This is a genomic window from Pseudomonas sp. CIP-10 (assembly GCF_020911845.1).
Classification (GTDB): domain Bacteria; phylum Pseudomonadota; class Gammaproteobacteria; order Pseudomonadales; family Pseudomonadaceae; genus Aquipseudomonas; species Aquipseudomonas alloputida.
This window is the reverse complement of sequence record NZ_CP087160.1, coordinates 79,873-97,828: the sequence shown is the minus strand read 5'-3', so window position 1 is coordinate 97,828 and position 17,956 is coordinate 79,873. Positions and strand designations below refer to the sequence as shown.

Below are 17,956 nucleotides of genomic sequence, written 5' to 3'. Positions count from 1 at the left end.
CGCCGCAGTTGACGACGACCAAGCAAAGGCGTCCGATAGAAGGCCTTTCCCGATCCCGACTACAGGAGTGCGAGATGGCCAAGCGTATCCAGTTCAGCCAGCATGGCGGCCCGGAAGTGCTGCAGTTTGTGGAATTCGAACCCACCCCGCCCGGGCCACAGCAGGTGCGTGTGCGTAACCATGCGATCGGCCTGAACTTCATCGACACCTACTTCCGAAGCGGGCTGTATGCGCCGCCGTCCCTGCCTTCTGGCCTGGGTACCGAAGCGGCAGGTGTGGTAGAGGCCGTGGGCGAAGGCGTGTCCCGATTGAAGGTAGGAGACCGTGTGGCACATGCCGGTGGCCCGCTGGGCGCCTACAGCGAGGTGCATACGCTACCGGAAGCCAACCTGGTCAAACTGCCGGACACCATCAGCTTCGAGCAGGCGGCAGCGGTGATGCTCAAGGGTTTGACCGTTCAGTACCTGCTAAAGCAGACCTATGAAGTGAAGGCGGGCGATGTGATCCTGTTCCATGCCGCAGCCGGTGGTGTAGGGTCGCTGGCCTGCCAATGGGCCAAGGCCCTGGGCGCCAAGCTGATAGGCACCGTGAGCTCTGCCGAGAAGGCCGAACGGGCCAAGGCGCTGGGGGCATGGGCGACCATCGACTACAGCCATGAAGATGTGGCCAAGCGCGTACTGGAGCTGACCGACGGCAAAAAATGCCCGGTGGTGTATGACGGCGTGGGTGCCGACACCTGGCTGACCTCGCTGGACTGCCTGCGCCCGCGTGGGTTGATGGTGAGCTTTGGCAACGCTTCCGGTGCAGTGAGCGGGGTGAACCTGGGGATCCTGGCGCAGAAGGGCTCGCTGTATGTCACCCGGCCGACCTTGGCCACCTATGCCAACAATGCCGAGAACACCCAGGCCATGGCCGATGACCTGTTTGCGATGATTGCGAGCGGGAAGCTGGTTGTGGATATCCAGCAGCGGTATCCACTGAGCGAGGCGGCCAAGGCGCAGGCAGAGCTGTCGGCGCGGCGGACTGTAGGATCGACTGTACTAATCCCCTGAGCCACACACATCCATGTAGGAGCGGGTTTACCCGCGAAGAAGCCACCGCGATGGATGGCACCGGCTTTGCCGGTGTTCGCGGGCAAGCCCGCTCCCACAGGTACTGCGTCGGCTTCGATAGCTTCGCTATGCCTGTGAGGGTCGGTTTGTCAGCGGTGGAGTCGACTCGATGCCATCGAGTATCGCCTCGATCACACCCTCTGCCATCTCAATCGCATGCAGGTTCGACCAGAACATGCCACGGCCTTCTTCACGCATGTAGTCCAAAGCTTTGTAGCCGGTTTCGTAAGCGCTACGCAGGTACAGGGCTACGTGGACCAGAGCGTCCTCGGCAGAAATGTTTGGGTTGACGGTGAAGAGTGGATCGTGGCCGGCATCGCAGCGGCCGAAGGGGCGGGTGGAGGTGCATGGGAGAGGTGGATCGGGGACTATTTTCTTCATCATTGGAAAATGCTCCTCAAGGCCGCCAACCCTCACTACCACGTGAATGGGTGGCGACTGTACGCGAGGTGGTAGACCCGGGCATTTTCCAATCCAGGCAGGCTCGAAAGCCTCCCACGCACAGCCACCATAGACTGTCATGGAAAAAATGCATCCGGGCTACCACACCCGATCGCCAAGTTATTCGGCGACGGATAGAGCCTAGAGGCAGAGGTTCCCACTTAGAAGGTGATGGAAGGAGACGCGGGTCGTAGGATATTTCCCAATCCTCAAACCGGACAACCATTCGAGACAAAATCAGAAAAATCTGCGGTGGCTAGGCCCGGACCTGTGGGAGCGGGCATGCCCGCGAACACGGGCGAAGCCCGTGCCAGGCACCGAGTTGTATTCTTCGCGGGCGCGCCCGCTCCCACAGGGGCCCGAGTCCCGAGCCAGGCCTGTGGATTGGTATCAACCCGGGCGAACGACTTCGCCGGTTGCCAGGTCGCGAATCACACTCGGGTTCTTCCGCCCGCCCAGCGCACCACCGAGCACCAGGTCCAACTGGCCATGGAAGTACTGCTCAACCCGCAAGCGGGTCTTCGCCGCCGGGCGCCCGCCAGGGTTGCACGAGGTGGAAATCAGCGGCCCCACCAGCGCGCACAACTCACGCACCACCGGGTGATCACTGACCCGCAGCGCTACCGTGTCATGCTGCCCGGTCACCCATTCGGGCAACAGGTCCTGGTGCGGCACCAGCCAGGTGTTCGGCCCCGGCCAGGTGCTGCTCATGCGGTCGATCCAGTCCTCGGGGAAGTCCTCGAACAGGAAGTCGAACTGACGGATGTTGTCAGCGATCAGAATCAGCCCTTTATCCACAGGACGCGACTTCAGCGCCAGCAGGCGATACACCGCGTCCTCGTTCCATGGGTCGCAGCCCAGGCCCCAGACCGCTTCCGTCGGGTAGGCGATTACTGCGCCCGCCCGGATCTCACGTGCGGCTTGTTGCACACGAAAACTGCTCACCATTGCTGTTTCTCCGCCTGAATACCTTGCTTGTGCGCAGTGTACTTAGCCCGCGCGGGCAAACCAACGCCCGGCTTCATTGCTGACCCGGCCTTCCAGCTCCAGCTCGGTCAACTGCGCCAGCACGTCGGCCAGCGGCTGCTCGCTGCAGTGGGCCAGGCTTTCACTGGTCTGGGGTGCGGCATGCAGCAGGGCAAGCAGGGGATGGTCGAACCTGTCCACAACCGCAGGCGGCAGGTTCTGCCAACCCTGCAAGCTTTCCAGGATCTGTTCCACAGTTTCCACCAGCAGCGCCCCATCACGAATCAGCTGGTGACAACCCTTGGCCCCTGGGTGATGAATGGAGCCCGGAATGGCGTACACCTCGCGGCCTTGTTCCGCCGCCAGGCGCGCCGTGATCAGCGAGCCGCTGGCGAGGCTCGCCTCGACCACCAGCACACCGAGCGACAGCCCACTGATGATGCGGTTGCGCCGGGGGAAGTTGCCGGGCAGCGGCCCGGCATCCAGGGGATACTCGGAAACCAGCGCGCTGCCGTTGTCGATCATCGCCTGCGCAAGGTCCCGATGGCGCTGTGGATAAAGTTTTTGCAACCCCGTCCCGAGCACGGCAATCGTGCCGCCGCCAGCCTGCAACGCGGCCCGATGAGCGGCACCGTCGACACCTACCGCCAGCCCGCTGGTAATGGTGAAACCAGCCTGCGCGAGGTAGCGGGAAAATGCCCGGGCGGTGTCGAGCGCCGGGGGTGTGGCACGTCTGCTGCCCACGATCGCCAACTGAGGACGATCGAGCAAGGCTGGTTCGCCAGCGACAAAAAGCAGCGGCGGGGCATCGTCGATTTCTGCCAGCAAGGCTGGGTAGTCTGGGCCGTCCCACATCAGCAAATGCTGGCCAGGGCGCTCTAACCAGGCCATTGCGGCGAGCGCGCCCTCGCGTACCTCGGCACTGCGCCGGGCATCGATGGTAGCCTGGGGGATGCCCAACGCTCGCCAGGCCGAACCGGGAGCGCTAAGCGCACTAGAGGCGCTGCCGAACGCATCCAGCAAGGTGCGAAAACGTCGCAATCCTGTCTCGGGCAAGCGATGCAGGCGTAATCGGGCCTCCAGTTCAGCAGGCGGGCAGAGCGACGAATGGTAACTGGGCATGGGGATCGTCCTTGATCGAAACAGGGCCATCTACGTGGCACAACCTGTGGATAACTCTGTGAGTAACACTTTGGAAAGCTGTCCATTGATTGGGGGCTATCAAGCCCATAGTCACCCTAGACGAGCTTGCCAGGTGCCGAAATCCCCGTTTCCCTTTATTATGTGTGCTCAGTTTTCAACCGAACGCACAGTGACTGCCTGACCTTATGGCCATCTTGAACATTCTCGAATTCCCGGACCCGCGCCTGCGCACCCTCGCCAAACCGGTGACGGAGTTCGACGACGCCCTGCGTCAGCTGATCGACGACATGTTTGAAACCATGTACGAAGCCCCTGGCATCGGCCTGGCCGCTACCCAGGTGAACGTGCACAAGCAGGTTGTGGTCATGGACCTCAGCGAAGACCGCAGCGAACCGCGCGTCTTCATCAACCCGTCGGTCGAAGAGCTGACCCATGACATGGGCCAGTACCAGGAGGGCTGCCTGTCGGTACCGGGCTTCTACGAGAACGTCGACCGTCCGCTGCGTGTCCGGGTCAAGGCCCAGGACCGCGACGGCAAGCCGTTCGAACTGGAATGCGAAGGCCTGCTGGCGGTGTGCGTACAGCACGAATTCGATCACCTCAACGGCAAGCTGTTCGTCGACTACCTGTCGCAGCTCAAGCGCGACCGGATCAAGAAGAAGCTGGAAAAGCAGCATCGCCAGCAAGCCTGATCCCCACCTTCCTGAAGGCTTGCTCCGGCAAGCCTTTTTCTTTTTTGAAGCGAGAACTCCATGCGCATCGTCTTTGCAGGCACTCCAGAGTTTGCCGCCGAACACCTCAAGGCCCTGCTCGACAGCCCCTACGAGATCGTGGCCGTCTACACCCAGCCCGACCGCCCGGCCGGCCGTGGCCAAAAGCTGATGCCAAGTGCGGTCAAGGCACTGGCCGTGGCCCATGACATCCCGGTGTTCCAGCCGCAGACCCTGCGCAATGCCGATGCGCAGGCCGAACTGGCCGCACTGAAACCAGACCTGATGGTAGTGGTCGCCTACGGCCTGATCCTGCCGCAGGTGGTGCTGGATATCCCGCGCCTGGGTTGCATCAACAGCCACGCTTCCCTGCTGCCACGCTGGCGCGGTGCCGCGCCGATCCAGCGTGCCGTGGAAGCTGGCGACGCTGAAAGCGGCGTGACCGTGATGCGCATGGAGGCCGGCCTGGACACCGGCCCGATGCTGCTCAAGGTCGTCACCCCGATCAGCGCCGAGGACACCGGCGGCACCTTGCACGATCGCCTGGCCGAAATGGGCCCGCCCGCAGTCGTTCAGGCCATCGCCGGCCTGGCTGACGGTTCGCTGCAAGGCGAAATACAGGACGATGCCCTGGCCACCTACGCGCACAAACTGAACAAGGACGAAGCGCGTATCGACTGGACCCGCCCGGCCGTCGAGCTGGAACGCCTGATCCGCGCCTTCAACCCATGGCCGGTGTGCCACAGCATGCTGGACGGTGAAAGCGTCAAGGTGCTGGCCGCCAACCTGTCCACAGGCCAAGGCGCCCCGGGCGAGATACTTTCCGCCAGCAAGGACGGCCTCGTAGTTGCGTGCGGTGACCAAGCCCTGAGCCTGACCCGCCTGCAACTGCCTGGCGGCAAGGCATTGAGCTTCAGTGACCTGTTCAACAGCCGCCGCGAGAAGTTCGCCGCCGGCAAGGTGCTGGGCCAATGAACCCACGCCTCGCCGCCGCCCGTGCGCTTGCTGCTGTGCTCAGCGGCAAGGCTTCGCTGAACAGCTCGCTGCCGGCGCAACTGGACAAGGTAGATGAACGCGACCGCGGCCTGACCCAGGACCTGGCGTTCGGTACCGCACGCTGGCAGCCACGCCTCGACCTGCTGGCCGCACAGCTGCTGCAAAAACCCTTCAAAGCAGCCGATGCCGATGTTCAGGCGCTGCTGCTGGTCGGCCTGTACCAGCTGTTCTACACGCGCATTCCGGCCCATGCCGCCATCGGCGAGACCGTGGGCTGTGCCGACAAACTGAAGAAGCCGTGGGCCAAGGGCCTGCTCAATGCCGTACTGCGCCGTGCACAGCGCGAAGGCGAGGAGCTGCTCGCCGGCATGGAGCGCGACCCGGTGGTGCGTACCGCGCACCCGCGCTGGCTGCAAAAAGCGCTGAAAGCTTTCTGGCCAGAGCAGTGGGAAGCCATCTGCGCCGCCAACAATGCCCACCCACCGATGATTCTGCGGGTCAATCGCCGTCACCATAGCCGCGATGCCTACCTGGCACTGCTGGCCGAAGCCGGCATCGGCGCCAGCGCATGCCAGTACAGCCGGGATGGCATCGTGCTGGCCGAAGCCTGCGACGTGCGCGGCCTGCCAGGCTTCGCCGAAGGCTGGGTGAGCGTGCAGGACGAAGCTGCGCAGCTATCTGCCGACCTGCTGGAACTGGCCCCCGGTCAACGCGTGCTCGATGCTTGCTGCGCACCGGGCGGCAAAACCTGCCACCTGCTGGAGGCCGAGGCTGGCCTGGCGCACATGGTGGCCATCGATCTCGAAGCCAAGCGGCTGACCCGCGTGCGAGAAAACCTCGACCGCCTGCAGCTGGACGCCGAGCTGATCGCCTGCGATGCCCGCGACACTGCCAGCTGGTGGGACGGCAAGCCATTCCAGCGCATTCTGCTCGACGCGCCGTGCTCGGCCACCGGCGTGATTCGCCGCCACCCGGACATCAAGCTGACCCGCCAAGCCGACGACATCCCGGCTTTGGCCACGCTGCAAGGCGAGCTGCTGGATGCCCTGTGGCCGACCTTGGAAGTGGGCGGCATGCTGCTATACGCCACCTGCTCCAGCTTGCCGACCGAAAACACTGAAGTGATCAAAGCCTTCCTCGCCCGCACCCCGGGCGCCCGTGAGCTGGACCTGGCGACCGAAGCCGGCCTGCGCCAGCCCCACGGCCGTCAGCTGCTGGCCCAGGAAGGCGGCCACGACGGTTTCTACTATGCCAAGCTGATCAAGATCGCCGCCTCGCGCGGATAAGAACAAAGGATAGGGAGTAGCGCATGAAGATCATCATCCTCGGCGCAGGGCAGGTAGGCGGTACGCTGGCTGAACACCTGGCCAGCGAAGCCAACGACATTACCGTGGTCGACACCGACGGCGACCGCCTGCGCGACCTCGGCGACCGCCTGGACATCCGCACCGTCCAGGGCCGCGGCTCACTGCCGACGGTGCTGCGCCAGGCCGGTGCCGACGACGCCGACATGCTGGTGGCGGTAACCAACAGTGACGAGACCAACATGGTTGCCTGCCAGGTGGCCTATTCGCTGTTCCATACCCCGACCAAGATTGCACGGGTGCGCGAATCGTCCTACCTGACCCGCGAAGAGCTGTTCGACAACGACCATATCCCGGTCGACGTTCTGATCAGCCCCGAGCAGGTGGTGACCAATTACATCAAGCGCCTGATCGAACACCCAGGCTCGCTGCAGGTGATCGACTTCGCCGAGGGCAAGGCCCAGCTCGTGGCAGTGAAGGCCTACTATGGCGGCCCGCTGGTCGGCCAGCAGTTGCGCCAGATCCGTGCGCATATGCCCAACGTCGACACCCGCGTGGCAGCCATCTTCCGCCGCGACCGGCCGATCACCCCACGTGGCGACACGGTGATCGAAGCCGACGACGAGGTGTTCTTCATTGCCGCGAAGAAGGATATCCGTGCGGTGATGGGCGAACTGCGCCGCATCGACGAAACCAATAAACGCATTGTCATCGCCGGCGGCGGGCAGATCGGCGAGCGCCTGGCGGAAGCCATCGAAAGCCGATATCAGGTGAAGATCATCGAGATGAGCCCGGCGCGTTGTCGGCACCTCTCCGATACCCTCGAAAGCACGGTAGTGCTGCAGGGCAGCGCCTCGGACAAAGACCTGATGCTCGAAGAGAACATCGCCGACGCCGATATTTTCCTGGCCCTGACCAACGATGACGAAGCCAACATCATGTCGTCGCTGCTGGCCAAGCGCCTGGGCGCAGGCAAGGTGATGACCATCATCAACAACCCGGCTTATGTCGACCTGGTGCAGGGCGGCGATATCGACATTGCCATCAGCCCGCAGCTGGCCACCATCGGTACCCTGCTGGCGCACGTGCGCCGGGGCGACATTGTCAGCGTGCACTCGCTGCGCCGCGGTGCGGCCGAAGCGATCGAGGCGGTGGCACATGGCGATTCGAAGTCGAGCAAGGTGGTCGGCAAGGCGATCGAGAACATTGCCCTGCCACCGGGAACCACCATCGGCGCGATCATCCGTGACGAAGAGGTGATGATTGCCCACGACGACACCGTGATCGAATCGGGTGACCATGTGATCCTGTTCGTTGTGGATAAAAAGCATATTCGTGATGTGGAGAAGCTGTTCCACGTCGGCTTGAGTTTCTTCTAGGAGAAGAGGGCATGCGCGAATCGCTGGAGAAGATGCTGGCCAAAGGTGTGGATAACCCGCTGCTGAGGTTTGGCCTGGGCAAGGCCTGGCTGGATGAAGGCAACGGCGCTGAAGCAGCGGTGCACCTGGCGCGCTGTGTAGAGCAGGATCCGAAATACTCGGCAGCGTGGAAGCTGCTGGGCAAGGCCTATCAGTTGCAGGGCGACCTGGCGGCGGCGCGCAAGGCGTGGGAAGACGGGATCGTGGCGGCGCAGGCCCATGGTGACAAGCAGGCCGAAAAAGAAATGACCGTTTTTCTCAAGAAGCTGAACAAGACATCGGCTTGACGCGGTCCCTGTAGGAGCGGGTTTACCCGCGAATGCGTCGGTGAATCCAACATCGCATTCGCGGGTAAACCCGTTCCTACAGAGGACGGTGAATAGCTTAATACCAGCGCGGCTCGCCAGCCGGGCGCTTCTTGAAGCGCTTCATACTCCACATGTACTGGCTGGGGTACTCGCGCACATAGCGCTCGACCACCTTGCTCATCGCCGCCGCCGACACATTCACGTCGGTGCTGTACATCTCCTCTGGCGCCGCCTCCAGGAACACCTTGAAGCCCGAGCCATCCGGCAACCGCAGCGCATGCAGGAACACACCTACCGCCTTGCCACCGGCCAGCATGTTCGGCACGAACTTGCTGGTCAGCGCCTGGGTGCCGAGGAACGGCACGAACACGCCCGCCGATTCCGCCGGCTCCGGGTCGGCAGGAATACCCACCTGGCCACCACGGCGCACTTCCTTGATCACGCTGAGGATGCCTTCCTTGGTCGACGGTGCCACGCGATTGCCCATCTGCACGCGCTGCTCGCGCAGCAGATCATCCACCGCCTTCAGCTTCGGCGGGCGGTAGAAGATGATCGGTTTGCACTGGTTGCAGTAGAAGTGGTTCAACACTTCCCAGTTGCCCAGGTGGCTGGTGATGCCGACCACCCCTTTACCTGAGGCCAAAGCCTGCTCCAGCACTTCCAGGCCATGCACTTCCTTGACCAGCTCCAGCGAGCGTTGTGGCGGCCAGATCCAGGCACAGGCACTTTCGACAAAGGATTTACCGATATCCCGCAGCGCCTGGCCCACCAGTTGCTCACGGGCAACCGGGTCCATCTCCGGGAAGCACTTGGCCAGGTTGATCCGTACCACGTTGCGCGAACTGTTGGGGATTTTCCACATCAGCCAGCCAATACCGGCGCCGACACGCTGCACAGCGCCCCAGGGCAGCTTGGCAAACAGGCGCAGCACCCCGACCATCAGGGCGCCCTTGAACTTTTCCACAGGCGAATTCCTTATTTCAGCAAGGCGCGCATTGTAACCCCTCAGCGCAACAAGGCGGCGTAGCGATCGCAGTCGGTGGTGTGGTCCATGACCATGCCGGTGGCCTGCATGAAGGCGTAGCAGATGGTCGGACCGACGAACGTGAAGCCAGCTTTCTGCAAGGCCTTGCTCATTGCCTTGGCTTCATCGGTAACAGCTGGCACGTCGCCGCGCGCCTTGAAGTGGTTGATCTTTGGCGAGCCGCCGACGAACGACCACAGCCATTCGGCGGGGTTATCCACAGCCAGCCAGGCCTGGGCGTTGCGCCGCGCAGCCTTGAGCTTGAGGCGATTGCGGATGATGCCTGCATCCTGCATCAATTCTTCGATGCGTTCGTCGCCCATGGCCGCCAGCTTTACGGGGTCGAAGCCGTACATCACCTGGCGATAACGCTCGCGTTTGCGCAAAACGGTAATCCATGAAAGCCCTGCCTGGAACCCTTCGAGCAAAAGCATCTCGAAGAGCAACGCCGGGTCGCGCTGTGGCATCCCCCATTCCTGGTCGTGGTAGGCCTGGTACAACGGATCGTCGGTACACCAAAAGCAGCGTGGCATAAGGCTCCAATGAGTAGAGGGCGAGGCGAATCAGGTTATACTCCCGCTCTTTACATCCGCATCCCCAGATACAGGTGAATTTCGTGAGCCAGCCTACGCCAGCCGTGCGTACCTTCCAAGACCTGATCCTTGCCCTGCAGAACTACTGGGCAGCTCAAGGTTGTGTGGTACTTCAGCCCTACGATATGGAAGTAGGCGCCGGCACTTTCCACACCGCTACATTCCTGCGCGCCGTGGGTCCAGAAACCTGGAACGCCGCCTATGTGCAGCCGAGCCGTCGTCCTGCCGACGGGCGGTATGGCGAAAACCCCAACCGCCTGCAGCACTACTACCAGTTCCAGGTGGTGCTCAAACCGAACCCGGCCAACTTCCAGGAGCTGTACCTCGGCTCGCTGAAAGCCATCGGCCTGGATCCGTTGGTGCACGACATTCGTTTCGTCGAAGACAACTGGGAATCGCCGACCCTCGGCGCCTGGGGTCTGGGCTGGGAAATCTGGCTCAACGGCATGGAAGTGACCCAGTTCACCTACTTCCAGCAGGTTGGCGGCATCGAGTGCTACCCGGTCACCGGTGAAATCACCTACGGCCTGGAGCGCCTGGCCATGTACATCCAGGGCGTCGATTCGGTGTACGACCTGGTGTGGGCCGACGGCCCGTTCGGCAAGGTCACCTATGGCGACGTGTTCCACCAGAACGAGGTGGAGCAGTCGACCTACAACTTTGAACATGCAAACGTCGACAAACTGTTCGAGCTGTTCGATTTCTACGAAAGCGAAGCCAACCGCCTGATCAAGCTGGAGCTGCCGCTGCCGACCTATGAAATGGTCCTGAAGGCATCGCATACCTTCAACCTGCTGGACGCCCGCCGCGCCATCTCGGTAACCGAGCGCCAGCGTTACATCCTGCGTGTACGTACCCTGGCCCGGGACGTGGCGCAAAGCTATCTGCAAGCCCGCGCACGCCTGGGCTTCCCGATGGCCACCCCTGAACTGCGTGACGAAGTGTTGGCTAAGCTGGAGGCTGCACAATGAGTGCTCAAGATTTTCTGGTAGAACTGGGCACCGAAGAGCTGCCACCCAAGGCCCTCGCCAGCCTCGGCGACGCCTTCCTGGCCGGTATCGAAAAAGGCCTGCAGGCTGCTGGCCTGAACTACGCCGGCAAGCAGGTGTACGCCGCGCCGCGTCGTCTGGCCGTGCTGATTCGCCAGCTGGACGTGCAGCAGCCTGACCGCAGCATCAACATCGACGGCCCGCCCCTGCAGGCTGCCTTCAACGCCGAAGGCGAGCCGACCCAGGCTGCGCTGGGCTTCGCCAAGAAGTGCGGCGTGGAACTGGCCGAAATCGACCAGAGCGGCCCCAAGCTGCGCTTCTCCCAGCACATCCCGGGCAAGGCCACCACTGACCTGCTGCCGACCATCGTCGAAGATTCGCTGAACGACCTGCCGATCCCCAAGCGCATGCGCTGGGCGGCCAGCCGTGAAGAGTTCGTGCGCCCGACCCAATGGCTGGTAATGCTGCTGGGCGACCAGGTGGTCGACTGCACCATTCTGTCGCAGAAGGCCGGCCGTGAATCCCGTGGCCACCGCTTCCATCATCCGGAAACCGTGGTCATCACTACCCCGGCCAACTATGTCGAAGACCTGCGTAAAGCTCACGTGCTGGCCGACTTCGCCGAACGCCGCGAGCTGATCAGCAAGCGTACCGCTGAGCTTGCCATGCAGCAGGAAGGCACGGCCATCGTGCCGCCGGCGCTGCTGGACGAAGTGACTGCTCTGGTCGAATGGCCAGTGCCGCTGGTGTGCTCGTTCGAAGAGCGTTTCCTTGAGGTGCCGCAGGAAGCCCTGATTACCACCATGCAGGACAACCAGAAGTACTTCTGCCTGCTGGACAGCGAAGGCAAGCTGCTGCCGCGCTTCATTACCGTGGCCAACGTCGAAAGCCGCGACCCGAAGCAGATCGTGCAAGGCAACGAAAAAGTCGTGCGCCCGCGCCTGACCGACGCCGAGTTCTTCTTCAAGCAGGACAAGAAGCAGCCACTGGAAACCTTCAACGAGCGCCTCAAGAACGTGGTGTTCCAGGCTCAGCTCGGCACCGTGTACGACAAGGCCGAACGTGTTTCCAGGCTGGCCGCCTTCATTGCTCCGCTGATCGGCGGCGACGCCCAGCGCGCTGGCCGTGCCGGCCTGCTGTCGAAGTGCGACCTGGCCACCGAGATGGTCGGCGAATTCCCTGAAATGCAGGGTGTTGCCGGTTACTACTACGCGCTCAACGACGGTGAGCCGGAAGACGTAGCCCTGGCCCTGAACGAGCAGTACATGCCGCGCGGTGCAGGCGCCGAGCTGCCGCAGACCCTCACCGGTGCTGCTGTGGCCATCGCCGACAAGCTCGACACCCTGGTGGGTATCTTTGGCATCGGCATGCTGCCTACCGGCAGCAAGGACCCGTACGCCCTGCGCCGTGCGGCTCTGGGCGTGCTGCGTATTCTGATCGAGAAGCAACTGGACCTGGACCTGACCGGTGCAGTCGAGTTTGCGGTCAAGCAGTTCGGCGCCAAGGTCAAGGCCCCCGGCCTGGCCGAGCAAGTACTGGAGTTCATTTTCGACCGCCTGCGCGCGCGTTACGAAGACGAAGGCATCGACGTGGCCACGTACCTGTCGGTACGCGCACTGCAGCCAGGCTCCGCCCTGGACTTCGACCAGCGCGTACAAGCCGTGCAGGCGTTCCGCAAACTGCCGGAAGCCGAGGCCCTGGCCGCGGTGAACAAGCGCGTGTCGAACCTGCTGAGCAAGGCCGAAGGTGCCATCGCCGAGCAGGTCGAGCCGAAGTACTTCGACAATGCCAACGAGTTCTCCCTGTACTCGGCCATCCAGCAGGCCGACCAGGCCGTGCAACCGATGGCTGCAGCACGTCAGTACAGCGAATCGCTGGCCCGCCTGGCGGCCCTGCGTGACCCGGTCGATGCCTTCTTCGAGGCGGTCATGGTCAACGCCGAAGACGCCAAGGTACGTGCCAACCGTTATGCCCTGCTCAGCCGTCTGCGCGGCCTGTTCCTGGGCGTGGCTGACATTTCGCTGCTGGGGTAAGCCTTGAAACTGCTGATTCTCGACCGTGACGGGGTGATCAACTACGACTCCGATGCGTACATCAAGACGCTGGAAGAATGGGTGCCGATCCCCGGTTCGGTCGATGCGATCGCGCAGTTGAGCAAGGCGGGCTGGACGGTGGCCGTGGCCACCAACCAGTCCGGCATTGCCCGTGGCTACTACCCGCTGGCAACCCTTGAGGCCATGCATGCGCGCCTGCGCGCGCTGGTGGCCGAGCAGGGCGGTGAGGTGGGCCATATCGTGTATTGCCCGCATGGGCCGGACGAAGGGTGCGATTGCCGCAAGCCCAAGCCCGGCATGCTGCGGGCGATCGCCGAGCATTACCAGATCGGCCTTGAAGGCGTCTGGTTCGTCGGCGACAGCAAAGGTGACCTGGAGGCCGCCCTGGCCGTCGGTGCACAACCCGTGCTGGTGAAGACCGGCAAGGGCGAGCGGACCCTGGAAAAAGGCGTCCCGGAAACTACACTGATTTTCGACGATCTGGCAGCTATCGCCAGAGAACTAATTTAAACAGTGCGCCTTCTGGCGCATTTTTCTTCAGGCGGGCATGCCCCGCAATGGTACAAGCCACTATGTCGATCCTGCAGGCGATCAGAATCTTTCTTTTTTACCTGCTGCTGGGCACCAGTTCGCTGCTGTGGTGCTCGCTGAGCTTCTTCGTCGCGCCGTTCCTGTCGTTCCCCAAGCGCTACAAGTTCATCAACGTGTACTGGTGCCGCTGCGCGCTGTTTCTGGTGCGCACCATCCTGGGCATCGACTACAAGATCACTGGCGCCGAGAACGTGCCAGCTGAGCCTTGCGTGATTCTGTCCAATCACCAGAGCACCTGGGAAACCTTCTTCCTGTCCCAGTACTTCTCGCCGCTTAGCCAGGTGCTCAAGCGCGAGCTGCTGTATGTACCGTTCTTCGGCTGGGCCATGGCCATGCTGCGGCCCATCGCGATCAACCGCGACAACCCCAAGGAAGCGTTGCGCCAGGTGGCGAGCAAGGGTGACGAACTGCTCAAGCAGAAGACGTGGGTGCTGATTTTCCCAGAAGGCACCCGTGTACCGTTCGGCACCATCGGCAAGTTCTCGCGCGGCGGTACCGCCCTGGCCGTGAATGCCGGGCTGCCGGTGCTGCCGATTGCCCACAACGCTGGGAAGTTCTGGCCCAAGACCGGTTGGGGCAAGCGTGCCGGTACAATCGAAGTGGTAATTGGTGAGCCGATGTACGCCAACGGCACGGGGCCACGTGCCATTGCCGAACTCAACGACCGCGCTGCAGCTTGGAACGAAGCGACCCAGCGGGCCATGGGATCGCTGCCGCCAGCTGCGGAAAAACCTCAGGAGCAGATGGCTTGACCTTCTGTGGATAACTTGTGTGCAGTTTTTGGATTAAATGCTTTAATTGATACCTAAGTGTATGAATTTTCTAGTTATTTCTTTGTATGAATTTTTTCTGAAAATCGTGCATAAGTTTTTTTGAAGCATAAGAAAACCGGCTTTTACAGCCGGTTTTTTTATGGCATGTGGACATCAGACTTTGTCGATATCTACATCCTTGGTTTCTCTCAGACAGAAGATCCCAACCACCAGGCTGATCCCGGTCACCAGCACCGGGTACCACAGCCCGTAGAAGATATCCCCGGTATAGACCACCAGCGCGAACGATACGGTAGGCAGGAAACCACCGAACCAGCCATTACCAATGTGGTAGGGCAGCGACATCGAGGTGTAGCGGATGCGGGTCGGGAACAGCTCGACCATCACCGCCGCCAACGGACCATAGGTCATGGTCGCGATCAGGATCATCGCCACGATCAGTACCACCACCATTACCTGGTTGACCTGCGCAGGGTCGGCCTTGGCCGGATAACCAGCCTGCTCGATTGCAGCGCGCATGGCGGTTTCATCAAAGCCGTTGATGGTCTTGTCACCGATGTTCACCACCACTTCACTGCCGGCCACGCTAACCGAGCTGTACGGCAGGCCCTGCTTGACCAGGAAGGTCTTGACCTTGTCGCACGGGCTGTCAAAACGAGCCTTGCCCACTGGGTCGAACTGGAATGTGCAGCCTTGCGGGTCGGCGGTGACCACGATCGGCGCCTGACGGCTGGCAGCGTCGATCTGCGGGTTGGCGTAGTGGCTCAGCGCCTTGAACAGTGGGAAGTACAGTACCGTGGCCAGCAACAGGCCGAGCATCAGGATCGGCTTGCGGCCGATACGGTCGGACAACCAGCCAAAAAACACGAAGAACGGCGCGCCAATCACAACGCTGATGATGAGCAGGGTGTTGGCCTGAGCCGAGTCCATTTTCAGCATCTGGGTCATGAAGAACAGAACGTAGAACTGCGCCGTGTAGAAGGTCACAGCCTGCCCCGCGTTGATGCTGAACAGGGCGGTAAGCACCACTTTCAGGTTTGGCCAGGAGGTGAATGACTCACGGATGGGCGACTTGCTGACCTTGCCCTGAGCCTTCATTTTCACAAAGGCCGGCGACTCGTGCATGCTCATGCGAATCCAGGTGGAGATCGCCAGCAGCACGATCGACAGCAGGAACGGCAAGCGCCAGCCCCAGGTTTCGAACTGGTCGCCACTGACATACCGGCTACCCAGCACCACCAACAGCGACAACAACAGGCCCAACGTTGCGGTGGACTGGATGAAACCGGTATGCAAGCCACGCTTGCCGGGCGGCGCATGCTCGGCCACGTAAGTGGCGGCACCGCCATACTCACCGCCCAGCGCCAGCCCCTGAAGCATGCGCAGGATCACCAGGATGATCGGTGCGGCGATGCCGATGCTGGCGTAGGTGGGCAACAACCCCACAGCGAAAGTGGACAGGCCCATCAGCACGATGGTGACCAGGAAGGTGTACTTGCGCCCGATCATGTCACCCAGGCGGCCGAACACCAGCGCGCCAAACGGCCGCACCAGAAAGCCCGCAGCAAAGGCCATCAGGGCGAAGATGAAAGCGGTGGTATCGTTCACGCCAGCGAAGAACTGCTTGCTGATGACCGCTGCCAGCGCACCATAGAGAAAAAAGTCATACCACTCGAAAACCGTCCCGAGGGATGACGCGAAAATGATCTTGCGTTCTTCACGGCGGCTGGAGCTGCTGGCCGCCGCACCCTGCTCTTGGATGTAATCCGACATCGTTGCTGTCCTCGGCCCTTAGGCCACAGTGATTATTCTTGTTGTTCCACTGTCGGCGACTTCTGACCGCAAGCCGCCGGTACTGCACGCACCCGGGTCAGGGCGTCGGTAACGCGTCTTCGTTCAGGTAGGTCTGGGTAGCAGCTCCTTTGAGGATCAGTTGCGCCGCCTTTTCGGCGATCATCAGGGTGGGGGAACAGGTATTGCCGGACGTTATCTGCGGCATGATCGAAGCATCAGCCACACGAAGACCGGGGATGCCATGCACGCGCAGCTGGTTATCCACAACGTCCATGGCACCGTTGCCCATGCGACAGGTACCGACCGGGTGGAAGATGGTGGTGCCGATCTTGCCAGCGGCCTCGAACAGTTCTTCCTCGCTTTGCAGCGCTGGGCCCGGCAAATATTCCTTGGGCTCGAAAGCGGCGAGGGCAGGGGCCTGGACGATGCGCCGGGTAAGGCGAATGGCATCGGCAGCAACCCGCAAGTCCTGCGGAGCACTGAGGTAATTGGGGTCGATCAGCGGCGTGCTGTTCATGTCGGTGCTGCAGATGTCGATGCGCCCGCGGCTGACCGGGCGCAGGTTGCACACCGAAGCCGTAAAGGCCGGGAACTGATGCAACGGCTCACCGAAGCGTTCCAGTGACAGCGGCTGCACGTGATACTGAAGGTTGGCGGTGGCCTGTTCAGGGCTTGAACGCACGAACGCGCCTAACTGGCTCGGCGCCATGGCCAGCGGCCCGCTACGGTCGTAGAGGTAACGCAGGCCCATGCCCATCTTGCCCCACAGGCTGTTGGCCATCTGGTTCAAGGTACGGGTGTTGCGGATCTGGTAAATCAGGCGCAGTTGCAGGTGGTCCTGCAAGTTGCCACCAACGCCTGGCATATCGTGGCGAACACCAATACCCAAGCTTTCCAGCAACTGACGCGGGCCGATGCCGGAGCGCTGGAGGATGCCCGGAGAACCAACCGCCCCAGCACAGAGAATAATCTCGCGGCGCGCCGCAAACTCATGCCAGGCCCCTTGCCAGAGCGCCTTCACCGCCCGTGCGCGGGTGTTGTCGAGCAGTACCTGGTCAACCTGCACGCCGGTCAGCACAGTGAGGTTGGCGCGATCCTTGATCGGCCGCAGGAAAGCTTTGGAAGCGTTCCAGCGCACACCACTGCGCTGGTTGACCTGAAAATATCCACAACCCTGGTTGTCGCCAGTGTTGAAATCGTCGACCTTGCCAATACCACTCTGCTCGGCGGCATCACGGAAAGCATCAAGGATCGGCCAGCTGTAGCGTTGGCGCTCGACCCGCCATTCGCCCTCCGCGCCGTGGTGCTCGCTGGCGCCGGCAAAGTGGTTTTCGCTGGCCTTGAACAGCGGTAACACATCTTTCCACGCCCAGCCGTCGTTGCCTTGCGCGGCCCAATGGTCATAGTCGGCGGCTTGGCCCCGCATGTAGATCATGCCGTTGATCGACGAACAGCCACCTAGCACCTTGCCCCTTGGATAACCCAAAGCGCGACCGCCGAGGCCAGGCTGTGCCTCGGTCTTGAAGCACCAGTCTGTGCGCGGGTTGCCGATGCAGTAGAGGTAACCGACGGGGATGTGGATCCAGGGATAATTGTCGCGGCCACCCGCCTCCAGCAGCAGCACGCGGCAGGAAGGGTCGGCGGACAAACGATTGGCCAGCAGGCATCCGGCGGGACCGGCCCCTACGACCACGTAGTCGAAGACAGAATCGGCTGATGGCATGTGCAACCTCGCGCCTG

Annotated in this window: 17 protein-coding genes; 10 read left to right on the top strand and 7 right to left on the bottom strand. The window is 62.1% G+C overall.

Features of this window, described 5'->3' with window-relative positions:
- Positions 1–74 precede the first annotated feature (74 nt).
- Positions 75–1,052: an NADPH:quinone reductase gene (locus tag LMH93_RS00455; protein ID WP_003253102.1), complete on the top strand. Its 978-nt coding sequence runs from the start codon at positions 75–77 to the stop codon at positions 1,050–1,052.
- 126 nt (positions 1,053–1,178) lie between these two features.
- Here LMH93_RS00455 and LMH93_RS00450 read toward each other — a convergent pair whose 3' ends face one another.
- The 3 genes from LMH93_RS00450 to dprA all read right to left on the bottom strand — a co-directional run bounded on the left by LMH93_RS00450 (position 1,179) and on the right by dprA (position 3,641).
- Positions 1,179–1,496 (bottom strand): hypothetical protein, encoded by a 318-nt coding sequence (locus LMH93_RS00450; RefSeq protein WP_011953123.1) that lies wholly within the window; start codon positions 1,494–1,496, stop codon positions 1,179–1,181.
- A gap of 447 nt (positions 1,497–1,943) precedes the next feature.
- Complete coding sequence (locus LMH93_RS00445; protein ID WP_010951476.1) at positions 1,944–2,501, bottom strand: L-threonylcarbamoyladenylate synthase; 558 nt, start codon at positions 2,499–2,501, stop codon at positions 1,944–1,946.
- A gap of 42 nt (positions 2,502–2,543) precedes the next feature.
- Positions 2,544–3,641 (bottom strand): DNA-processing protein DprA, encoded by a 1,098-nt coding sequence (gene dprA / locus LMH93_RS00440; RefSeq protein ID WP_019750121.1) that lies wholly within the window; start codon positions 3,639–3,641, stop codon positions 2,544–2,546.
- 206 nt (positions 3,642–3,847) lie between these two features.
- On the opposite strand from dprA, the gene def reads away from it, so the two are divergent.
- The 5 genes from def to LMH93_RS00415 are packed head-to-tail and all read left to right on the top strand — an operon-like array spanning position 3,848 to position 8,377.
- The gene (gene def, locus LMH93_RS00435) at positions 3,848–4,354 is read left to right on the top strand and encodes a peptide deformylase (protein WP_003253111.1); all 507 of its coding nucleotides are present in this window, start codon (positions 3,848–3,850) and stop codon (positions 4,352–4,354) included.
- Positions 4,355–4,414: 60 nt separating this feature from the next.
- Positions 4,415–5,347, top strand: a complete 933-nt coding sequence (gene fmt / locus LMH93_RS00430; RefSeq protein WP_003253113.1) for a methionyl-tRNA formyltransferase — start codon at positions 4,415–4,417, stop codon at positions 5,345–5,347.
- Positions 5,344–6,654, top strand: a complete 1,311-nt coding sequence (gene rsmB, locus LMH93_RS00425) for a 16S rRNA (cytosine(967)-C(5))-methyltransferase RsmB (RefSeq protein ID WP_003253115.1) — start codon at positions 5,344–5,346, stop codon at positions 6,652–6,654. The genes fmt and rsmB overlap by 4 nt, the downstream gene beginning before the upstream one ends.
- Positions 6,655–6,677: 23 nt before the next feature.
- Positions 6,678–8,051: a Trk system potassium transporter TrkA gene (trkA, locus tag LMH93_RS00420; protein WP_003253117.1), complete on the top strand. Its 1,374-nt coding sequence runs from the start codon at positions 6,678–6,680 to the stop codon at positions 8,049–8,051.
- Positions 8,052–8,062: 11 nt separating this feature from the next.
- Entirely contained in the window at positions 8,063–8,377 is a 315-nt protein-coding gene (locus tag LMH93_RS00415; protein ID WP_060538151.1) for a tetratricopeptide repeat protein, read from the top strand.
- Positions 8,378–8,474: 97 nt separating this feature from the next.
- Here the strand turns inward: LMH93_RS00415 and LMH93_RS00410 are convergent, their stop codons facing one another.
- Both LMH93_RS00410 and LMH93_RS00405 read right to left on the bottom strand, forming a co-directional pair.
- On the bottom strand, positions 8,475–9,362 hold the full coding sequence (locus LMH93_RS00410) for a lysophospholipid acyltransferase (RefSeq protein ID WP_003253121.1): 888 nt from the start codon (positions 9,360–9,362) through the stop codon (positions 8,475–8,477).
- Positions 9,363–9,403: 41 nt separating this feature from the next.
- The gene (locus tag LMH93_RS00405; protein ID WP_003253123.1) at positions 9,404–9,955 is read right to left on the bottom strand and encodes a DNA-3-methyladenine glycosylase I; all 552 of its coding nucleotides are present in this window, start codon (positions 9,953–9,955) and stop codon (positions 9,404–9,406) included.
- A gap of 83 nt (positions 9,956–10,038) precedes the next feature.
- Between LMH93_RS00405 and glyQ the strand changes: the two genes are divergently transcribed.
- Genes glyQ through LMH93_RS00385 form a run of 4 tightly spaced genes read left to right on the top strand, consistent with a single transcriptional unit; the run spans position 10,039 to position 14,401 of the window.
- Positions 10,039–10,986 carry a glycine--tRNA ligase subunit alpha gene (gene glyQ / locus LMH93_RS00400; protein ID WP_003253126.1) on the top strand — a complete coding sequence of 316 codons (948 nt, stop codon included), beginning with the start codon at positions 10,039–10,041 and terminating at the stop codon, positions 10,984–10,986.
- Entirely contained in the window at positions 10,983–13,037 is a 2,055-nt protein-coding gene (glyS, locus tag LMH93_RS00395) for a glycine--tRNA ligase subunit beta (RefSeq protein ID WP_004575173.1), read from the top strand. Before glyQ ends, glyS begins: the two co-directional genes overlap by 4 nt.
- A 3-nt stretch (positions 13,038–13,040) precedes the next feature.
- On the top strand, positions 13,041–13,568 hold the full coding sequence (gmhB, locus tag LMH93_RS00390) for a D-glycero-beta-D-manno-heptose 1,7-bisphosphate 7-phosphatase (RefSeq protein ID WP_003253129.1): 528 nt from the start codon (positions 13,041–13,043) through the stop codon (positions 13,566–13,568).
- A 47-nt stretch (positions 13,569–13,615) separates the two neighbouring features.
- Positions 13,616–14,401, top strand: coding sequence for a lysophospholipid acyltransferase family protein (locus tag LMH93_RS00385; RefSeq protein ID WP_010951467.1), 786 nt, complete (start codon positions 13,616–13,618; stop codon positions 14,399–14,401).
- A 174-nt stretch (positions 14,402–14,575) separates the two neighbouring features.
- On the opposite strand, the gene LMH93_RS00380 is transcribed toward LMH93_RS00385, so the two are convergent.
- Together LMH93_RS00380 and LMH93_RS00375 are read right to left on the bottom strand one after the other, a co-directional pair.
- Positions 14,576–16,195, bottom strand: coding sequence for an MFS transporter (locus tag LMH93_RS00380; protein WP_011953118.1), 1,620 nt, complete (start codon positions 16,193–16,195; stop codon positions 14,576–14,578).
- Positions 16,196–16,292: 97 nt separating this feature from the next.
- Entirely contained in the window at positions 16,293–17,939 is a 1,647-nt protein-coding gene (locus LMH93_RS00375; protein WP_070095366.1) for a GMC family oxidoreductase, read from the bottom strand.
- Between the last annotated feature and the right edge of the window lie 17 nt (positions 17,940–17,956).